The 21,852-nt window shown below is 38.1% G+C and carries 13 protein-coding genes; 11 read left to right on the forward strand and 2 right to left on the reverse strand.

Going from position 1 to position 21,852, the window contains the following annotated elements; genetic code table 11:
- The first annotated feature begins 110 nt into the window (after nucleotides 1–110).
- The 11 genes from gyrB (at nucleotide 111) to tsaE (ending at nucleotide 17,677) form a co-directional block, all read left to right on the forward strand.
- Nucleotides 111–2,561, forward strand: coding sequence for a DNA topoisomerase (ATP-hydrolyzing) subunit B (gene gyrB, locus PVV59_RS00505; RefSeq protein ID WP_273753924.1), 2,451 nt, complete (start codon nucleotides 111–113; stop codon nucleotides 2,559–2,561).
- A 117-nt stretch (nucleotides 2,562–2,678) separates the two neighbouring features.
- Nucleotides 2,679–3,461, forward strand: a complete 783-nt coding sequence (gene ubiE, locus PVV59_RS00510) for a bifunctional demethylmenaquinone methyltransferase/2-methoxy-6-polyprenyl-1,4-benzoquinol methylase UbiE (protein ID WP_273753925.1) — start codon at nucleotides 2,679–2,681, stop codon at nucleotides 3,459–3,461.
- A gap of 2 nt (nucleotides 3,462–3,463) precedes the next feature.
- The gene (ubiB, locus tag PVV59_RS00515) at nucleotides 3,464–5,050 is read left to right on the forward strand and encodes a 2-polyprenylphenol 6-hydroxylase (RefSeq protein ID WP_273753926.1); all 1,587 of its coding nucleotides are present in this window, start codon (nucleotides 3,464–3,466) and stop codon (nucleotides 5,048–5,050) included.
- A 68-nt stretch (nucleotides 5,051–5,118) separates the two neighbouring features.
- Nucleotides 5,119–6,540 (forward strand): bifunctional phosphopantothenoylcysteine decarboxylase/phosphopantothenate--cysteine ligase CoaBC, encoded by a 1,422-nt coding sequence (gene coaBC / locus PVV59_RS00520; RefSeq protein WP_273753927.1) that lies wholly within the window; start codon nucleotides 5,119–5,121, stop codon nucleotides 6,538–6,540.
- Between the two features lie 1,165 nt (nucleotides 6,541–7,705).
- Nucleotides 7,706–8,425 carry a sulfate transporter family protein gene (locus PVV59_RS00525; RefSeq protein WP_273753928.1) on the forward strand — a complete coding sequence of 240 codons (720 nt, stop codon included), beginning with the start codon at nucleotides 7,706–7,708 and terminating at the stop codon, nucleotides 8,423–8,425.
- Between the two features lie 999 nt (nucleotides 8,426–9,424).
- Nucleotides 9,425–10,345 carry an acetyl-CoA carboxylase, carboxyltransferase subunit beta gene (accD, locus tag PVV59_RS00530; RefSeq protein ID WP_273753929.1) on the forward strand — a complete coding sequence of 307 codons (921 nt, stop codon included), beginning with the start codon at nucleotides 9,425–9,427 and terminating at the stop codon, nucleotides 10,343–10,345.
- 4 nt (nucleotides 10,346–10,349) lie between these two features.
- Nucleotides 10,350–11,669 carry a folylpolyglutamate synthase/dihydrofolate synthase family protein gene (locus PVV59_RS00535; protein WP_273753930.1) on the forward strand — a complete coding sequence of 440 codons (1,320 nt, stop codon included), beginning with the start codon at nucleotides 10,350–10,352 and terminating at the stop codon, nucleotides 11,667–11,669.
- A gap of 43 nt (nucleotides 11,670–11,712) precedes the next feature.
- Nucleotides 11,713–12,711 (forward strand): complex I NDUFA9 subunit family protein, encoded by a 999-nt coding sequence (locus PVV59_RS00540; RefSeq protein ID WP_273753931.1) that lies wholly within the window; start codon nucleotides 11,713–11,715, stop codon nucleotides 12,709–12,711.
- A 589-nt stretch (nucleotides 12,712–13,300) separates the two neighbouring features.
- Nucleotides 13,301–14,698, forward strand: coding sequence for an adenosylhomocysteinase (ahcY, locus tag PVV59_RS00545; RefSeq protein WP_273753932.1), 1,398 nt, complete (start codon nucleotides 13,301–13,303; stop codon nucleotides 14,696–14,698).
- A gap of 34 nt (nucleotides 14,699–14,732) precedes the next feature.
- Nucleotides 14,733–17,198, forward strand: a complete 2,466-nt coding sequence (locus PVV59_RS00550) for a PAS-domain containing protein (RefSeq protein WP_273753933.1) — start codon at nucleotides 14,733–14,735, stop codon at nucleotides 17,196–17,198.
- Nucleotides 17,199–17,209: 11 nt separating this feature from the next.
- A complete protein-coding gene (gene tsaE, locus PVV59_RS00555; RefSeq protein ID WP_273753934.1) occupies nucleotides 17,210–17,677 on the forward strand; it encodes a tRNA (adenosine(37)-N6)-threonylcarbamoyltransferase complex ATPase subunit type 1 TsaE in 468 nt (155 codons plus the stop codon).
- 199 nt (nucleotides 17,678–17,876) lie between these two features.
- On the opposite strand, the gene trxA is transcribed toward tsaE, so the two are convergent.
- Nucleotides 17,877–18,200: a thioredoxin gene (gene trxA, locus PVV59_RS00560; protein WP_273753935.1), complete on the reverse strand. Its 324-nt coding sequence runs from the start codon at nucleotides 18,198–18,200 to the stop codon at nucleotides 17,877–17,879.
- Nucleotides 18,201–18,374: 174 nt separating this feature from the next.
- Nucleotides 18,375–21,851 carry a double-strand break repair helicase AddA gene (addA, locus tag PVV59_RS00565; RefSeq protein WP_273753936.1) on the reverse strand — a complete coding sequence of 1,159 codons (3,477 nt, stop codon included), beginning with the start codon at nucleotides 21,849–21,851 and terminating at the stop codon, nucleotides 18,375–18,377.
- Nucleotide 21,852: the final 1 nt, after the last annotated feature.

The raw sequence follows: 21,852 nt of genomic DNA on the forward strand, positions 1-21,852 counted from the left end.
GATATACGGTAAATGTTTAATGTGGTTATTCCATAAATAACTGAGCAGAACATTGAGCTTTAAAAAAGCAGATAAAATATTGTAAATTTAATACAGAAATGGACTAACTTATGAGTGATGAGATAACCTCACCAACACAAAGCACCTCACCCACACAAGGCAATGACTATGGCGCCGCTTCTATCAAAGTTCTTAAAGGTCTGGATGCTGTACGCAAACGTCCGGGTATGTATATCGGTGATACGGATGATGGATCGGGGTTACATCATATGGTCTATGAAGTTGTAGACAATGCTATCGATGAAGCTCTAGCCGGTCATGCAACTCTTGTAAACGTCACACTCCATGCTGATGGTTCTTGTTCTGTTCGTGATAATGGACGTGGAATTCCAACTGATATCCATCCAACAGAAGGTATTTCTGCCGCCGAAGTTATCATGACACAACTTCATGCCGGCGGAAAATTTGATCAAAACTCTTATAAAGTTTCAGGTGGATTACACGGTGTTGGTGTCTCTGTGGTAAATGCACTCTCTGTTTGGCTTAAATTACAAATCAAACGTAATGGTAAAATTCATGAAATGTCTTTTACCCATGGAGTGGCTGATGCTCCATTAAAAGTTATTGGCGATTGTGATCAAGAAAGTGGAACAGAAATTAGATTTTTACCAAGCTCTGAAACCTTTACTATGGTTGAGTTTGATTTTGAAACTTTAGAGCGTCGTTTACGGGAATTGGCCTTTCTCAATTCTGGGGTTTATATTCTTCTTGTTGACGAACGTCACGCTGACATTAAATCTGTTGAATTACATTATGAAGGCGGATTGATAGAGTTTGTCAAATATATTGATCAATCAAAAAAAGCGCTCCTAGACACTCCTATTTACATTGCAAGCGAAAAAGATGGTATGAGCGTTGATGTTGCCCTATGGTGGAATGATTCCTATCATGAAAAGGTCTTGTGTTTTACCAATAATATTCCTCAGCGGGATGGTGGAACGCATTTAATCGGTTTTAGAAGTGCTCTTACACGCCAAATTAATGGTTATGCTGAATCTTCCGGGATTGCAAAAAAAGAAAAAGTAAATTTAACCGGTGATGATTGCCGTGAAGGATTAACAGCTATTCTTTCTGTCAAAGTTCCTGATCCTAAGTTTTCTTCACAAACAAAGGACAAATTAGTTTCTTCTGAAGTGCGCCCTATTGTTGAAAATTTGATCAATGAAGGTCTTTCAATATGGCTGGAAGAACATCCCAATGAAGCAAAGCTTCTCATTAGTAAAGTGGTGGAAGCTGCAGCAGCACGTGAAGCAGCACGCAAAGCACGTGAGCTCACAAGGCGAAAAGGAGCGCTTGACATCACTTCTCTGCCAGGAAAACTTGCCGATTGCCAAGAGCGTGATCCTGCAAAATCAGAAATCTTTATTGTCGAGGGAGATTCGGCGGGTGGTTCAGCAAAAAGTGGACGTTCACGTCAAAATCAAGCAATTTTACCTCTCCGCGGTAAAATCCTCAATGTTGAACGAGCCCGCTTCGACCGTATGCTCTCATCTGATATGATCGGAACACTTATTACCGCTCTTGGAACATCTATTGGTAAAGATGAATTTTCACCCGATAAATTACGATATCATAAGATTATTATCATGACAGATGCGGACGTTGATGGAGCCCATATCCGCACTCTGCTGCTCACTTTCTTTTTTAGACAAATGCCCGAGTTGATTGAACGGGGACATCTTTACATTGCTCAACCTCCTCTTTATAAAGTATCGCGTGGAAAATCTTCTCAATATATTAAAAATGAAGCAGCCTTTGAAGAATTCTTGATCGATACGGGACTAGAAGAAACAACACTTGAGCTTTCGACGGGAGAAGTTCGTGCAGGAGCTGATTTATATCAACTCGCTAAAGATGCCCGTATCTTCCGTCAACTTTTAAATGGCCTTCATACCCGTTATGATCGCAATGTTGTTGAGCAAGCAGCCATTATTGGGGCTTTTAACCCTGAATCCTTTGCAACACAAGAAAAAGCACAAAAAATAGCAGATGCTGTCGCGCAACGTCTTAATCTGATTGCCGATGATATGGAACAAGGTTGGTGTGGACAATATACAGAAGATGGAGATTTATGTTTTGAACGTGTTTTACGTGGTGTTAAAGATGTTATCACGCTTGATGCAGGACTTATAAACTCAGCGGATGCACGTCAAATTGATCGTATTTCCCAAAATTTTAGCGACCTATATCCTCCTCCTCTTCTTTTACGCCGCAAAGATAAAACAGAGCGTATTTTTGGACCTATGAGCCTCTTAGAGAGCATTTTTACAAGCGGTAAAAAGGGTATTACGCTTCAACGCTATAAAGGTCTTGGAGAAATGAATGCTGAACAGCTTTGGGAAACAACGCTTGATCCCAATGCGCGTTCTCTTTTACAAGTAAAAATTAATGATGCAACCGATGCAGATTCACTCTTTTCTCGTCTCATGGGTGATGAAGTTGAGCCTAGACGTATTTTTATTCAAGATAATGCCTTAAACGTTGCTAATCTTGATATCTAAAGGTACTCTTCTGTTTTTGGCTGTATAAACGTCGTGGTTTTATACATTGTTTTTTCGTATTTGAACATTCCCTCTCTTTTCATTTACGATAAAAGAAAAATAAGGAAGGTCATGCATATGGCAGCTGAAACAGAACGCGTCGGAGCTAAGGGAGGTATGGAACACTCCTTTGGTTTCACAAGAGTTGATGAAACACAAAAACAATCCATGGTTGATGGAGTATTTCACTCTGTTGCTGAAAATTATGATAAGATGAATGATATCTTATCGTTAGGACTACATCGTTTTTGGAAAAACTCTATGGTTGCATGGCTTTCTCCCCCAGCACTTTCCAATTGGAGAGTTCTTGATGTGGCTGGTGGTACTGGTGATATCGCTTTTCGCATCCTTAATGCTTCACGCCAAAAAGCCCATGCTACGGTTCTTGATATTAATGGCTCTATGCTCAGCGTTGGCAAACAACGCGCACAAAAAAATGGTCTTGCTCCCCTGATGGATTTTGTTGAAGCCAATGCAGAACATTTGCCTTTTGAAAATCAAAGCTTTGATGCCTATACTATTGCTTTTGGAATTCGCAACATTCCTCATATTGATCAAGCTCTTAGAGAGGCTTTTCGTGTTTTGAAGCCCGGTGGGCGTTTTTTATGTCTAGAATTTTCAAATGTAGAGATGCCTTGGCTCGATAAAATTTATGATCTTTGGTCTTTCCATGCTATCCCTAAGCTGGGTCAATTTATTGCAAATGATGGCGATGCTTATCGTTATTTGGTTGAGTCTATTCGCAAATTTCCTAAACAAGATGATTTTGCCCATATGATCAAGCAAGCGGCATTTTCGCGTGTATCGTACCGCAATCTCACCGGTGCGATTGCAGCACTGCATTCAGGTTGGAAAATTTAAAAATGGTGCAAATTTCTCCTTACTTTCAATTGATACGCGCAGGATGGGTTTTAACGCGTGAAGGTGTTTTAAGTGCCCTTCCTCATGATGAGCTTCAAGGTTTTCCAGCATTATGTCATCGTATAGCGCGTGTATTAGCACGACGCAAAACGAAAAAGAAACGGCGGTCTGAAAATATTTCGTATGCCATCAATAAGCTCGGACCCTCTTACATAAAACTTGGTCAATTTCTTGCCACAAGACCTGATATTGTCGGACGGAATCTTGCAGACGATTTGTCACAACTCCAAGATCGTGTTGAAACATTTTCTTGCACCGCCGCTATTGCTCAAATCGAAAACTCTCTTGGTCGCTCTATTGATGATTTATTCGTCAATTTTTATCCCCCCATTGCCGCTGCTTCTATTGCTCAGGTTCATCCTGCTGAATATATTGATGAAACTGGTCATAAGAAAAAATGTGCCGTAAAAGTCATTCGTCCTAATATTAGAGCGCGTTTTTCTAAAGATCTTAGAGGTTTTTATCTTATTGCGCATTTACAAGAGCGTTATATCCCTGCTTCCCGAAGGCTACGTCCTATTCGTGTGGTAGATACTTTAGCACAAACAACACGCCTTGAAATGGATCTACGCTTAGAAGCAGCCGCTATATCTGAAATGACTGAAAATATTCAACAGGATACAGGTTTTCGAGTTCCGCGTATTAATTGGGAACGGACAGGGCGGAATGTTCTCACCATGGAATGGATTGATGGTATAAGGATATCCGAAATTTCCAAGCTCAAAGAAGCAGGTTTTGATCTACAGGCGCTTGCCATTACGCTTATTCAATCTTTTCTACGCCACACATTGCGTGATGGTTTTTTTCATGCCGATATGCATCCTGGTAATTTATTTGTAGACTCAGATGAATGTATTGTTGCTGTTGATCTAGGCATTACAGGAAGGCTTGGTAAAAAAGAAAAGCATTTCCTTGCTGAAATTCTTTATGGCTTTATTACGCGCGATTACCATCGGGTAGCCCGCGCTCACTTTGAAGCAGGCTATGTCCCTTCACACCATAATATTGAAAGTTTTGCGCAAGCCAATCGCGCGATTGGTGAACCAATTCACGGACAATCAGCACAAAGCATTTCCATGGCCAAGTTGCTCACATTGTTGTTTGAAGTCACTGAATTATTTGATATGCAAACGCGACCCGAACTTCTATTGCTGCAAAAAACAATGGTTGTCGTGGAGGGTGTTGCTCGCACATTAGACCCCAGTTTTAATATGTGGAAAGCTTCTGAACCCGTTGTCAGAGAATGGATTAGTAAAAATTTAGGCCCCATAGGTGTTGCAAAAGACTTTAGTGAAGGAGCACAAGCTCTCCTATCGTTGGCTCGCAAAACTCCACAATTGATACAAAATTTCCAACGTATAGAAGAAGACCTTAACAAAATCAGAGAAACGGGATTTAGTCTTTCTCTCTCCACCCTTAAGCAGCTTGCTGTTGAACAAAGTCGTAGAAACCGTTATGGACGTTATAGTCTGTTCATCATTGCATTTTGCTGCGTTTGTCTTACTTTTTACTTTTTTCATCTTTTTTAATCTGTTCAATATGCTAAAAATACCAATAATGAAATCATTGCAATCATTTTGTTTCTTGGAGGTATTTTATGGCCAGTATTACTATTCGTAACCTCTCTCCTAAAACCAAAGAAGCTTTGCGCGTACGCGCTGCACAAAATGGCATTTCCATGGAAGAAGAAGCGCGCCGTCTTTTAAGTAATCCTACCGCTTTCACCCCGCACCCCTCTCATGTAAGCGCCGTTGAAATGCAATCACTGAAATCAAAATCACTCCTTCTTATTATTGGTGGAAGTATTGCGGCCTATAAAACGCTTGATCTCATTCGTCGTTTAAAAGAACGTGGAGCACACTTAAATGTCATAATGACAAAAGCTGCGCAAAAATTTATTACGCCTTTAACCGCTGAAGCTTTAAGTGGTCGTACTGTATATACCGATTTATTTTCACGTGAAGAAGAACATGATATCGGGCATATCCGACTCGCTCGTGATGCTGACCTTATTATTTTAGCCCCCGCTACAGCCAATCGCATTGCAAAAATAGCCCATGGTATAGGAGATGATCTCGCCGATTGCGTCCTTTTAGCAGCACGCTGTCCATTCTTAATTGCGCCTGCTATGAATCCAGCTATGTGGGCGCATCCAGCCACTGTTCGCAATGTTGCGCAATTGCGCGCAGATGGCGTCCATATTATTGGACCAGAAATAGGAAAAATGGCTGAACGTGACGAGACAGGCTGTGGGCGCATGAGTGAACCCTTAACCATCGTCGCTGCCATAGAGGCTCTGTTGAATGTACGTGAAAAACCTCTCTCTGGCCGCCATTTCATCGTTACCTCTGGCCCTACCCACGAACCCATTGATCCAGTGCGTTATCTTGCTAATCGGTCTTCGGGTAAACAAGGTCATGCTATTGCGACCGCTCTTGCGCATTTGGGGGCAAAAGTAACACTTATTTGTGGACCTGTTAATCTTGTAGACCCACAAGAAGTAAAAACTATTCATGTTAAAACAGCACAACAGATGTTACAAGCCGTTCAAGAATCATTGCCTGCTGATGGGGCCATTTTTGTTGCCGCAGTTTGTGACTGGCGCAGTCAAACGCAATCTTTACACAAAATTAAAAAGGATGGTCATAAAACACCACTATCTTTGCATATGGTAGAAAATCCTGATATTTTAGAAACGATTGGACATGCTCCAAATCGCCCCTCATTGGTCATTGGTTTTGCTGCTGAAACATGTGATATCATTGCCAATGCGCAAAAAAAATGTGTTGAAAAAGGAGCTGATTTCATTCTTGCTAATGATATTTCTCTTCAACAAGATGGTACAACCGTCATGGGTGCTGATACAAATCAAGTTTATCTCGTAAGTAAAGAAAAAGTTGAACAATGGCCCCCTATGCGTAAACAACGCGTAGCGCAAAAATTAGCAAACATGATCGTATCACTTTTTACCCCCCAAACGCCTACGCCTCATGAGAAAAAAACACCTCATTTCAAATAATAACTCTTCAAAAAACTTATTAAAACATCTTATAAAATAAGAACTGAATTTTTGAAGACACAGAAGATGTCTATCAATCTAGATTAGATAACATATTAATTTATAATAATAATCTGGCGTTATTCAACTTACAATTAGATCCCTAGTTATCGTAAGATTCTCTTATTTTAAATCCATGTATATTGAATCAATCAAAACTACTTATTTGCACGTTAGCAAGGATAGCTGCATAAATATAAAATATTCAAGAAAAGACTAAAAAACTTATAATGAATCGTTTCAAGGGTTAAGTGCTTGTCGAAAGGATTGGCAAAGTGTATGATGCTACCGGCGTGTTTCTTTGCTAAGTATAAAGGTAGTGGTGCCCTATAAGTTTTATAGTATTCATAGCAGCTTTATCCTTATCCCATTCATAGAGACTGTTGCAAAAGGGGTATGACGAGCTTTGAGAAACGTTTCTTAAAAAAATCCTGCCTTAGCCTAGGCTTTGTAAAGAATAGAATTTTTTGTACCACTGTCTTTCCAATTCTCAAAAGACAAGTTAGAATCATCATTTGCCACCCTTCAACTTTACGAAAACCTTGCTTTAGGGGGAAAATTTATAAAAAGCATTTTCTTATTAAGTGTTTTTATCCCCATATTAGTCCTATTTATAATGTGAAAATAAATGATTTTCTGATTTTGATGATGAAAGATTTGATAGAATATCTCTTTATTTGGGATACTCATTAAAATTGAAGATGATCAATTCTTTTCATAAATAAATGGTGTTATTAGCTCAAAATTATTCGCTCCAATGCACCATTTTTATGAAAAATGCTTCTATGAATTCTTACTTTATTGCACTTATAGTTCTTAAAATACAAAATATTAGGGATCTTGCAAAACAAATAAGGATATCGATAAACAAAATTCGGAAGCTATACTGGATAAAAAATGTTAGTAAAAAACGCCTACTCAATATTTCTTAAATTATTCTCATCTTTTTAACCAAAATGTCTATTTTTATTTTAAATGAAGGATTCTGAATTATTTTTTATTCTATCTATTCTATAAGAAAATTTAGCCTGATTTTAATAATATATAAAGGTAAAATTCTCTTTTTTACAAAGCAATATAAATATATTTCTTGTTTTTTTTGCTTCTTTCCTTAGTTTATTAATCTATGATTTTTACTGCTGCCTATCGTGCTTTACAACGTTTACTAACCTCGCAATATAGCATTATGATCCTGAAAGCATTGGGGATTACTTTTTTTGTGCTCGCCATTTTATGGTTATGTGTGCACCAACTTTTTGTGTCTTACTTTTGGCCTTGGGCTTCTCAGTTTCTTCCTGGACTCCCCAGTTGGGCAGGATGGTTGGGATTTAGCATGCTTATCATCTTCAATCTTGGTTTGGCTCTTTTGTTAGCTTTTTTTATTGCCCCCATTACCGCTATGATTGGTAGTTTTTTCATTGACTCTGCTGCTGAAATTATCGAAAAGGAAGATTATCCGAATGAGCCTATTGGACAAGCGATGCCATTTGGGCGTTCTCTTATCCTCTCACTTAAATTTGTTATTTTAAGCCTTCTTGGTAATGGAGTTGCTTTTATTTTATTCTTCATACCAGGTGTTAATTTCATTGCTTTTTATGTTATTAATGGTTATTTGCTTGGGCACGAATATTTCTTGTTTGCTGCTTATCGTTTTCGAACAGAGCAAGATGCGCGTGCTTTTTTACATACTTATTATACAACGGTTTTTAGCGCTGGATTATTGATCGCGGTTTTTGTTTCAATTCCCATTCTTAATTTAGCCACACCACTTTTTGCAGCCGCCTTTATGACACATTTACACAAAATGCTTTCCCAAAAAACTATGGCACGCATCACTCAAAAATAATATTCTTTAAACTTCACAAAACTCGCCAGCCAGAGAAAGCATACTATAAAATTTTATGCTTAACTTTTTTAATCAATACATTGATTTATGATGATAGTTTATTGTTTTATGGCATTAAAAAACTTAAATATTATAAAGCTTTCTCATTTTAACCCTATTCATATTGAATCAACTATAATCGCTTGTGAGATGTCATAAACGGGAGCAGTGTATGTATAAAAGCACTTTGCAAAAGACATAAAAGACCTCTCCATTCTCCCCCTCTCAAGGCAAGAACTATTATGACACTGGAAGCTAGCCAAACGTATGAAGATATCGGCTTGTACCTTCTATTTCAGTAAAAATAGGGGAATGTAATAAATTTTATACCTTTCATAGAAGGGAATATATACTTCATAGGTACTCATGAGAAAATTTCTGAAATATGTGAGATGGTCAAATCTAGCAATGTGTGGATACACAATAAAAAATAATATTTTTTAGGGTGCTTTATTTTATGTGAAACGCACGCGCTTTAAGAAAACCGTTTGAAAAAAATCTTGCTCTGGTATTAGCGTTTCGCTAACATAACGTTATCATATCCGTAATTTTTAATGGATGCGTGTAGTCTTGTTAAGGTTTTATTCTTATAAGGTTTCTTTGCTTCAGGACTGTTAATATTAGTGATTAATTGAAGAGTTATTTTTATTAAAAGAAAATAAGCCGTTTGTTAACCAGCGCAAGAGGTGAGTTTTAATATCAAAATCAAAGAATAAAAACATATAAGTTCTTAAAGCTTCTGAGAAATTTGTTATAGGGAATACTCTTCATGCATATGATTGTTATGACATTAGAAATATTAAAAATAAAAAAACAATGGAGTTAGAGCTATACGCGCATGGATAAAAGTATTAAATGGATTCGTTATTGTTCAGCCGGAAAAGCAAATGTGACTGCTTAAGTTCTATATTCTTTCAAATCATACAAAAGATGTGTAATATTTAAAGGAAGGCTATAAAGATGAACTGGATTACAAATTATGTTCGTCCTAAAATTAACTCTATATTGGGACGCCGTGAAATTCCAGAAAATCTATGGATAAAAGATCCTACAAGTGGTGAAATGATCTTCCATAAGGATCTGGAAGCCAATCAATTTGTGGCTCCCAATTCTGGCTATCATATGCGTATCAGTGCCAAAAATCGTCTCATGCATTTTTTTGATGATGGCGTCTATACAGCTCTTGAAAATCCAAAAGTTGTAACAGACCCTTTAAAGTTTCGCGATGAAAAACGCTATATCGACCGGTTAAAAGATTATCGTTCTAAACTTGGTGTTGATGACAATATTTTAAGTGCACGCGGTACGATTGAAGGCTTGCCCATCATTGCAATCGTTCAAGACTTCGCCTTTATGGGCGGGTCTCTCGGTATGGCTTCAGGAGAAGCTATTATCAAAGCTTTTGATACTGCCATTGCGGAAAGGCGCCCGTTGGTTCTTTTTGCTGCTTCTGGTGGTGCTCGCATGCAAGAAGGAACACTCTCATTGATGCAAATGCCCCGTACAACAGTAGCAATTGAAATGCTGAAAGAAGCAAAGCTTCCCTATATTGTTGTTCTGACCAATCCAACCACTGGTGGTGTTACTGCTTCTTACGCTATGCTTGGTGATATTCACATTGCTGAACCCGGCGCTATGATTGGTTTTGCTGGCCCACGTGTGATTCAACAAACTATACGTGAAACCCTACCAGAAGGCTTTCAAAGTAGTGAATATCTGCTCGAACATGGTATGATTGATATGGTTGTATCGCGTTTAGAAATGAAAGCAACCATTGCGCGTCTTTTACGCTTAATGATGAAACATCCTGTTGTTCTTAACCCTTCCAACCCATCCCCAACAGATCCTCAAACGTCGCTTTCTACAACAAAAGCAGCTTAAATTTATGCAACAAAGTCAAGTACAAAGGGTGGTAGATGATTTACTCAAGAATTATCCGAAAAAATTTGATCTTTCTTTAGGGCGTATTGTCCGCCTTTTAGAATGTCTTGGCAATCCACATTTAAAACTTGGCCCTGTTATTCATATTGCTGGAACAAATGGCAAAGGATCTGCCTCAGCAATTTGCCGTGCTCTTTTAGAAAGTGCAGGCTACTGCGTTCATATGTACAGCTCACCTCATCTCGTCAACTGGAATGAACGCTGCCGGTTAGGCCAAAAAGGAGGAGGTCAACTTGTTACAGAGAGCCTATTGGCTGAAACAATCCATGAAATTATAAAAGTCAATCATCAAGAGCCGATTACTATTTTTGAAATTTTTACAGCCGCTGCCTTTATACTATTTAGTGTACATCCAGCTGATATTGTTATTTTAGAAGTTGGCTTGGGAGGACGTTTTGATGCTACCAATGTCATTAAAAAACCAGCTGTATCGCTTATTATGCCCATTGATTATGATCATGAGAACTTTCTTGGAAACACAATTTCTCAAATCGCTTTTCAAAAAGGAGGGATTATCAAACCAAAGGTTCCTGTAGTTATCGGTAAGCAAAATTATGAAAAAGCTCTTGCTACTTTAATATCCCTTGCCGATAAAAATAAAGTACCTTATTCTTTATTTGATCAAGATTATCAAAGCTATAAAGAACATGGACGTATGGTTTTTCAAAACAATCAAGGTCTTATGGATCTTCCCCTTCCTAACCTTATTGGAGACTACCAAATTGCCAATGCTGGTGCTTCTATTGAAGCAGCCTATCAAGCAGGTTTTCACCTTTCAGAACAAGTCATAAGTGACGCTTTGAAAAATATTTATTGGCCCGCACGGATGCAACATCTCACCTACGGATATTTGGTTGATCAACTGTCTCCTAAGTTTAATTTATGGCTCGATGGCGGTCACAATCCCGCTGCTGGAAAAGTTATTGCGGCGGAACTTACACAATGGAGAAAAAAAACAGATCGTCCCATTATTATGATTGCTGGCATGATCAACACAAAAGATGCTGTCGGTTATTTTCGTCCTTTAGCCGGCCTTGTCGAAAAAGTATATACGATACCGCTTATTAATAATAACGCCAGTATCTGTCCAATAAATTTAGCTGAATCAGCCCAAAAAGCAGGAATCTTTGCATCCCCCCAAGCACACCTACAAGATGCTTTGCATAAAATTAAGGGAGAATATCAAGAGGCTATTGTCCTTATTGGAGGTTCCCTTTATCTTGCTGGCGATATTTTGCGTGACAATAAAACACCACCGTGTTAGAGATTGGTTATTTTTAAAGCTTTGAAAGATAGACTTTTTAACCATGCAACTTGATTGTGCACTTTATCAACATCCTAAACTTATTACTGTTTTTGGCGGATCTGGTTTTGTAGGACGTCATGTCGTTGAAACTTTGACTAAACGAGGATATCGCGTTCGTATCGCTGTTCGTTGTCCACAAAAAGCTTATTACATGCTCCAAATAGGAGAAGTTGGGCAAACCCAAATGCTTAAAACGGATATAAAGCATCGTGCCTCTGTTGGACGCGCATTACTTGGGGCTGATGCAGCAGTGTTTTTGCCTGGTAGTTTAAAACAAGCAAATCAATCCAATTTTAAAAGTACACAAATTGATGGCACTTACAATGTTGCTGAACTAACAGCAGAAGCTGGTATTCCACTCATCTATATGTCAACACTTGTAGCTAACGAGAACGCTTCATGTCTTTATGCGCGTGTTAAATTTATGGGTGAGAAAATCATTCATAACAAGCATTCTCAAGCAATTATTATCCGTCCTTCTGTTATCTTTGGACCAGAGGATTGTTTTTTTAACACCTTGGCAGATTTGTCACGTTTTTTACCCTTTATGCCTCTTTTTGGAGGGGGACAAAGTAAATTGCAACCCGTGTATGTTGGTGACGTTGCCGAGTTTATTGCGCGCGCTTTAGATGGTCAGGTTGCTTGGGGGAAAAATTATGATCTTGGAGGCCCCCAGATTATCACCTTCCAAAATGCTCTTGAAAATATATTCAAAATTATTCACCGTAAAAAAACACTCCTGTCCATGCCTCTTTCTGCAGGGTTATTGATTGGAGGAGTTTTGGGAATAATCGGTAAATTGCCTTTTATACCAACACTTGTAACAACTAATCAGATACGCTTTTTGCAAATGGATAACATTGTTTCTCAAGAAGCTATAGAAAATGGATATACCTTAGAAGGTGTGGGAATTACTCCTAAAGCAATAGCTGCATCCTTGCCAAGTTATCTCTGGAGATTTCGTCCACATGGTCAATTTTCAAAAAACTTATTCGTCTAAAATAAATTTTCCCAAATTTGCAGTCTTTTGATAAAAACTATTGAAAATAGAAAAAGCGTCTCTTATAAACTGTTTTTATGCAAAAGCAAAGGCACCATAGGAATCTAGAAGAACTGGATATGGGTTACCTATTCATAAATATAAAGACAACAATATATGGCTTTACGTTATATTATTTTGCTCAAAAGCTTAATCATGAAATGAAACGAGGTCATGATACCTTTTCTAAACAACCGCATGAGCGAGGAAAATAAAAAGTATACTCTCTTTGATTATCCCTTAAAAAGTCGATTAAAAATTGTGAAGCAATGCATCATTTTTATTCTTTAAAAGGTATCTCTCTGAAGATTTTTAAAAGCTTTAAAGTTATGTAAAAAGGATAAAATTTTGTTTTTATAATAAGACTTTATCATGAGATCTCTTGTCCTCTTCGTAAATCGTTACTCAAATCCATAAATGCATGTTTCTTGCACAAATTTATAGAGATTTTAAAAGAGCCTTTTCACATAAAGAAGTCTTCTTCTTGTCTTGCATTTTTTTTTAATTTCTCCTACCGTCTTTTCAAAAACTGATTTTAAAGGAATGAGGAATGACAGCTCAAGATTTTGTTGTCAAAGATATTACCCTTGCCGCTTATGGTCGTAAAGAACTTGATATTGCTGAAACTGAAATGCCTGGCTTGATGGCATGTCGCAAGGAATTTTCCTCCAATCAACCTTTGCGTGGTGCACGCATTTCTGGCTCATTGCATATGACAATTCAAACAGCTGTTTTAATTGAAACATTAAAAGCAATTGGCGCCGATATACGGTGGAGCTCTAGTAATATTTTTTCTACGCAAGATCATGCAGCAGCAGCTATCGCCGCAAGGGGTATTCCTGTATTTGCTGTGAAGGGTGAAACATTGGAAGAATATTGGACTTATATAGATGCCATTTTCCAATGGCCTGATGGTAATCCTTCCAATATGATTTTAGATGATGGAGCAGATGCCACAAACTATATTTTAACGGGAAGTCGTGCAGAACAAAATAAAGATATCCTCTCGCATCCCAAAACAGAAGAAGAAGAAATTTTTTTCAAACAAATCCAAAAGCGTATGGTTACAACGCCAGGATTTTTTACACGACAACGTGCAGCAATTAAAGGTGTAAGCGAAGAAACCACAACAGGTGTTAATCGTCTTTATCAATTACAAAAAGAAGGGCTTCTGCCTTTTCCTGCTATTAATGTCAATGATAGCGTCACAAAATCAAAGTTTGATAATAAATATGGGTGTAAAGAATCATTGGTTGATGGTATTCGCCGTGGAACAGATGTGATGATTGCTGGTAAAACAGCCATTGTCTGTGGTTATGGTGACGTAGGAAAAGGTTCAGCGGCGTCACTGTCAGGTGCTGGGGCTCGTGTTAAAATAACAGAAATTGATCCTATTTGCGCGCTTCAAGCGGCTATGGATGGCTATGAAGTTGTTAATTTAGATGATGCTGCCTCCAGTGCTGATATTATCATCACAACAACAGGCAATAAAGATGTTGTCCGTTTAGATCATATGCGACAGTTAAAAGATATGTGTATTCTTGGCAATATTGGTCATTTTGATAATGAAATCCAAGTCGCAGCCCTTAGGAATTTGCCATGGATCAATATTAAACCTCAAGTGGACATGATCACCTTTCCCGATGGAAAACGCATCATTTTGCTTTCTGAAGGGCGTTTGTTAAACCTCGGCAATGCGACGGGGCATCCTTCTTTTGTCATGTCAACCTCATTTACCAACCAAGTTTTAGCGCAAATTGAACTTTTTACTCGTGCTGAACACTATAAAAATGAAGTCACTGTTTTGCCTAAACATCTTGATGAAAAAGTTGCACGTCTCCATCTTGATCGATTAGGAATAAAACTAACTGTTTTATCAGAAGAACAAGCTGCTTATATTGGAGTTACACCGCAAGGACCTTATAAACCGAACCATTACCGTTACTAAAATGCTTCCTTGGGTTAAAAAAGGGAAAAATGTCGTGCTCAGCTTTAGTGACCATCCCCCCAAAGAAAAAGCTCAAAAAATGATTCGAATCTGCACACATATCTTTTGCTTTTTTTTCTTTTTTTCTCCAACACGCACTGTTGCTCAGTCGTTGGAAGATTATTTACCATTTTCCTTTACTTTGCCTAATGGTCCATGGCTGCTTTTAGCACTGTGTGGAGGAATTTCTTGTGCTTCATTTTTTACGTGCATGGCTGTTATTATGCATGCAAAAAAAGCAACACAGAAGCCTTTAAATATAATTCAAAAAGATTTTTCTGAAAAACTTAAATATTATGAATGGCTTCTGGAAGAAACCGAACAATTCCTTCTTATTTGGGAAAATCCAAAATCCTTGCCTCATGTCGTTGGGGGCCTTTCCACATTGCAAAAAATAGGTATTGTTCAGCAAGATTTTCAGCGCTTTGAACTCTGGGTTGAAGAAAATTCTCTGCGAGAACTTGATTATGCATTGACTCAACTGCGTTGTAAATGTCACCCTTTTGAGCTTTCTATAACCACCACAAATAATGTGCTGCTACAAGTTACAGGGGTTATCGCAGGAACAGTCGCTATTGCTCGTTTTCAAGATATCTCAAAACAGCAGAGCGAAAATGCTCGTTTACAGAAAGATATTGCCCGTCTTCTTACTGAACTGAGAATGCAGCGTAATCTTCTTGATCTTATTCAAGAGCCTGTATGGATAAAAGATTGCGGAGGAAAAATTTGTTTTATCAATCGCGCCTTTAGAGAAATGACAAACTTTCGTGAAGATAGTGATGAAGTGGGCGATCTTTTCAATGAAAACACACAACGCACAACAGATGCAACAGAAACAATTTTTCAAGAACATGTTCATACCGTCATTGATGGTGAACGGCGCCGTTTTCACCTCACACGTCTCACAACTGCCGAAGGCATGGCTGCTTTTGCACGTGATGACAGCGACTATGAAAATCTTGCTCATGAATTAAGATATGTTCTTCAAAGCCATTGTGAAACCCTTGACCAAATCTCAACAGCTGTAGCTATTTTTGATACAAACCAAAAATTAAAATTTTGCAATCACGCTTTTAAAGTTTTATGGCCGTTAGAAAGCTCCTTTTTAGAAAGTGAACCAAGCCATACATTATTTCTTGAACGTTTACGTGAAAAAGGACTCATTGCTGAACATCCTGATTGGCGCGCGTGGAAAGAAGAACTTTTTAAAGCCTATCGGCAAACAGAATCGAACCAACAAATTTGGAATCTTCCAGATGGCCGTACGGTGCGTGTTGTCTCGAATCCTCATCCACAAGGAGGGGTCACATGGCTTTATGAAAACCTTACAGAAAAAATTGATCTTGAGCGCCGTTATAATACACTTATTAAAATACAAGGTGAAACACTTGATAAACTTTCTGAAGGTGTGGTCGTTTTTGGTGCTGATGGACGCCTTCGTTTATCAAATCCTTCCCTATCGAAATTGTGGTCGCTTCCTTATAATTTACTGGTAGAAGGGACCCATATTACACAGTTAAAAAGCCATTGTTCAGCCTTAACCGTGCGACAAGAATGGGATCAATTTACCAAATTCATTACCGGTTTTGCTGAAAAACGTGAAACATTTTCGGGTCGTATAGATCTTAAAAATGATATGATTATTGACTATACTTTAGTCCCTCTTCCCGATGGACAAACGATGCTTACTTTTGTAAATGTTACAGACACTGTCCATGTTGCACGTGCTCTTCAAGAAAGAAATGAAGCCTTAGAAAGTGCAGATCGTTTGCGTAATGAATTTGTCCAACATGTTTCCTATGAATTACGCACACCTCTCACCAATATTATTGGATTTTCGGATATTTTACGGGATCAAATTTTCGGTTCTATCAATGAACGTCAACAAGAGTATCTTGGGCACATTCATTCAGAATCAGGAACTCTTTTAAATATTGTGAACGATATTCTTGATCTTGCCACCCTTGATGCAGGCATTATGGAGTTAGATATAAAACCAGTTAACATTGCCGATGCTATGATACAAGCAGTAACACGTGTAGCAGATCGCCTCAATGGACGCCATATTACACTTTTACAACAAATTTCTCCTTCCTTAAATTCTATTTCAGCTGACGAAAAACGCTTACATCAAATTTTTGTGAATGTTCTAAGTAATGCTATTAATTTTGCAACAGAGGCGAGCACTATTGAATTTTGTGCCGATGAAAAAGATGGTAACATCGTCTTTAGCGTTCACAATGAGGGCTCTGACATCCCTAAAGACATTCTTGATCGTATTTTTAAACGTTTTTCTTCCCATTCACACCATGGCGGGCGTGCAGGAGCAGGACTTGGTCTTTCACTTGTGAAAAGTTTTGTTGAGCTACACGGTGGACATGTTGAAATTTTTACCGGTACAGGACAAGGAACAACAGTTGAGTGTTTTTTCCCCCTCCCCAAAGGAGATAAGATTTTTTAATGGAAGTCTTAATGAATTTTGATTTTTTTCTTGAAAATGAAGAGGCAACAAAGATTTTTGCAAAAAATTTAGCCCTTTCTTTAAAGCCGGGGGATCTTGTGACGCTGCAAGGGGACCTTGGAACTGGAAAATCAACCATTGCACGGACAATCATCCAAACGCTTGCAAACAATGACACGATGGAGGTTCCAAGCCCTACTTTTACTCTTGTGCAAAGCTATCAACTTCCACAGTTTGAAATTATTCATGCTGATCTTTATCGCCTTTCTATGGTAGAGGAAATTGATGAATTAGGGCTTCATGAAGCACGTGAGAAAAATATTTTACTCGTTGAATGGCCAGAGAGAAGTGCAGACCTTTTAGAGATTGCCACTTTTGCACTCGCCTTACAATATAAAGCACAGGGACGTCATGTGACATTGAGATCAGCACAACATTCTATTGAACGTTTGCAACAATCTTTTGCAATTCGTCCATAAAAAATATCGACATAATCATGCATAACAGCGTGGATTCTTAAAAGTATTAAAATAAATGCATCTAACTTTTTGATTTAATTAACTCTCTACTACTAATATATTTTAGAAAAGAATGTTTGAAAAAATCAAAAGGAGAGATAAAATTTCTCCCCTTTATCGTTATTGCTCGTTTTCAAGATATGTCAAAACAATTGTGGCATTAACTAAGCCCATCTTTTATCCACTCAGAAAGACGTCCTTTAGAGGTAGCGCCAACCATATTTGATGAGACATTTCCGTTTTTAAACATCAATAATGTAGGGATAGAGCGTACTCCATATTGGGTCGCCAATTCCGGATTTTCATCAATATTTACTTTAGTAATTTTAACTTGATTTTGCATTTCCGTTGAAACTTCATCTAAAATTGGAGCAATCATTTTGCAGGGACCGCACCATTCTGCCCAAAAATCAACCACAACAGGGATAGAAGAGGTTAGAACCTCACTTTCGAAATTGTCTTTATCAACTTTTATACACGTCATTGATTTATCCTTTATACTCACTTTTTATAGATTGGTATGATAGCAATTCATATCAAGTTATTGCAAAGATAAATTATTAAAGGGGTTTTCTGCACCAAAAATTGTGGAGCGTGTTTATTTGAGCAATTTTATTAAAGTAAAAAGCGTAAAGATACTTTGAAGAGAAGAAATAATTTATAAGGCAATTTCATTAAGAAATGCCTCAAGCTTTTCTGGGAGAAGTTTAAAAATTTTAGCTTCTTTACTGTAGATAAGTAAAGCTTGGACATCTTTACCGGGATGAATAGCTTGTAATAATTTTCGATAAAGAGCCATTTGCAACCAATAATGAGGAGCAATAGCAGCTTCATTTTCTGGTGGGTATCCTGTTTTAAAATCAGCAAAGATAATGCTGTCTTGCGTGATGTAGAGACGGTCAATTTGACCAGAAATTGCTTGTTCTTTTCCTCGAATTTTTACAATACCCATTAAAGGAACCTCAGCACGTGAATGCTCAGAGAAGAGGGGTTTGAGATAAACATGATTTAACATTTTCCAAACATGGCGAAGAGCATCTTCTCTTTGGCTTTCCTCCCAATGAGAGGCTTTGATATTGAGATAGTTTCGAGCATAATCTTGACGTTTTTGTGGGGGGCAGTCAGGTAGATATTGTAATAATCGGTGAATGAGATGACCATATTCAATGTAAAAAGCTCTATTGGTGTTTGTTTCTCCTAAAACAGGTGAAGTGAAAAGTTGTTTTGGGCTTGAAGAAAGATCTCTATCAGCTTCAATGGAAAGGCTTGCGAGAGAGGGTTTTAACGGTTTCGGGAGCATTGGTTCTGCTGGTACTTTATGAGAGAAAAAAACAGGCAAAGGTGGTAAGGTTTGACTCTCAGCGAAAGCGACTTCTTGGTTTATAGGAGCAGCAGCAGAAGATGTAATGCAATAACGCCAAGCTGAAATATCTTCTGCAGGGCCTTTTATAGCAACCGCATGGGGTTTAAGGGCGTTTTTTACCAGTTGTAGCCATGTATCAGAGAGCGTTTTTTTACCGTTATATCCACAAACAAATAAACGATCTTCAGCGCGTGTCATTCCCACGTAAAGAAGGCGCCTATACTCTTCTTCAGCACGTTCTTTTAAATGTGAAATTGCTTTTTTAGAGAGTTTTGTATCAAACTTTTCATTGGGGCGCCAAACAAAAGCTTGTTGTCCGTTCTCTTGTGCATTGTCTAAAGACACTTTAAGCAAATGAGGCGCATGCTGAGGGTGCCAAATCTCACTACCAGGATCAACCAAAAATACAACAGCAGCTTCTAGTCCTTTTGCAGCATGAACAGTCATGATGCGAATTTCTTCATTGTTTTGTTCAAATTCACGTTTAATTTCTGGTTCGCTTGCACTTAATGTTTCTAAAAAAGCTTGTAATCCTGGTAATCCTGTTTTTTGAATGTTAAGTGTATAATCCATAAAAGCATCGAGCACATCATTGGCTTCAGATCCTAAACGAGACAGAATTTTTTGTCTTCCCTTATCATTATTCAAAATATGGCTATAAAACTCGAAAACTGGTATTTTATCCACTAAAGCGCGATAATGATTCAGCTTTTCAAAAGCATCTTTTAAAGATGCTTTCAATGATGCGTGCGTACATAAGCTTTGCCAAAGAGAGCCGGTGCGGTGCGCGGCAAGCTGATAGAGTTCCTCTTCACTAAAAGCAAAAAGGGGGCTTTTTAATACGCAAGCAAGAGAAAGATCATCTTGTGGCTGCAAAACAAAACGTGCAAGCGCCATTAAATCACGGATACTAATATGTTTGGTGAGTTGTAAACGATCAGCCCCTGCTACCGGAATATTAAGCTGTTTAAGAGCCCGGGAAAGAGCTGAGACAAATTTACCACGTTTACGGACCAAGATCATAATATCACTTGCCCGTATTAAACGTCCCTTTGTTGGAAGCATTTCGCCTTTTTGTAACCAACCAGCAATCGTTTCAGCAATTTTTTCTGCTAAACGCACTTCAGGTGTATCTAAATGACCAACGCTTAAATGCCAATCACGCGGAAATTCGCTTGTTTCTTTGGAAATGGCATCCCATATAACAACCTCACCGGGACTATGAACACGAATAGCTTCATGCACCGTTTTTGTATTTTCTGCTGAAAGTCCTTTATAGTTTTCTGGTGTTTCAAAAACAAGATCAACGCTTTTAAGAACATCTGCTGTCGAGCGAAAAGAATAATGTAGTTGTATTTTTTCAAATTGCTGATTTGTTTGCTGCGCTTTTTTTTGAATGATTCGTCCATTTGCAGCAAAATTTTCTGGAGCAGCACCTTGAAAAGAATAAATAGATTGCTTTTCATCTCCAACAGCAAAAAGAGTCCGTATATTTGTTCGTTGGCTATACCCGGAGAAAAATTCTTGCGCCAACAGTTGAATAATTTGCCACTGCTCAGGGTTGGTGTCTTGTGCTTCATCAAGTAGAATATGATCAAGCCCCTGATCAAGTTTATAATGTACCCATTGGCTTGCACCTTTGCGCTGTAACAAATGAAGCGTACGCTCAATAAGGTCATCAAAGTCTAACAAACCATTGGCCTTTTTTAGATTCGTATAAATTTCGAGATAAATGGCACAGAGCTGAAAAGCAGCCATATTGAGGGTAGCAACCTTTGCGCATTGGTATTTTTCTAAAAGAACAGAAAGCTTGCTTTGTTTATCTTCAAGCATTTGTTGAATAAAAGGCCAAATTTCATCTGACTTTTTACGAAATAAATGTGAAAAATTACACGGCTCACCTTTTGTTTTAAAATAAATATCAGAGACAACATTAATAATATTGGCCTCATCACGCATCTCTCTCAATTGGGAAAATTTTTCAACCATATCTTTCAGACGTTGACTGCCATTGGTTTCACAATGTTTAAGAGCATAAAGAGGAAGGTGTGCGGTTTGTTGAATTTGTTCTAATAAGTATTGATTTGTTTCATCAGGCGCTAAGTTAAAAAGCGCGCGCAATTTTTCTTCTCCATTTTCAGACAGAAGAGAAGATAAAAAATCAGAGAGTTTATGTTGCTTTTCAACGACTTCATAGAGCAATTGATTAAAAGTATGTTCGCTAATAACTTGAAGTAACTGTTGCAAAGCAGGTTGTACATCACGACGCGCTAAAAGTTGGCGACGAGATTCTTGTCGTAATTTTTGGCGACTGATATCATCGGGGAGTTCAAAATGCCCTGCAATATTGGCTTCTAACATAAATTGATGCAAGAGAGATTCACAAAAAGCATGAATCGTTTGAATTTTCAAACCACCAGGTGTTTCGAGAGCACGCGCGAAGAGTTGTCGTGCATAAATTAATTTTTGCGCATTGACAGGTTTATTTTCAAAGCGTGTTAAGGTTTCTTGCAACTGTGTATCATCGAGTTCATTCCAACTAGAAAGTATGCGAAAAATTCGTGATTGCATCACAGCCGCAGCAGCTCTTGTATAAGTAAGGCATAAAATACGTGCTGGAGGCGTACCATTTAAAAGCAAACGAATAACACGTTCACTTAAAACGTGGGTTTTTCCAGATCCAGCATTAGCAGAAACCCACACGTTTTTTTGAGGATGTGTTGCCGTTGCTTGTGCATCAAGAGCGGCTTCAGGAATAGAAAAAAAACTCATG

The sequence above is a fragment of the Bartonella sp. MM73XJBT.G genome (genome assembly GCF_028618435.1).
Taxonomy (GTDB): domain Bacteria; phylum Pseudomonadota; class Alphaproteobacteria; order Rhizobiales; family Rhizobiaceae; genus Bartonella.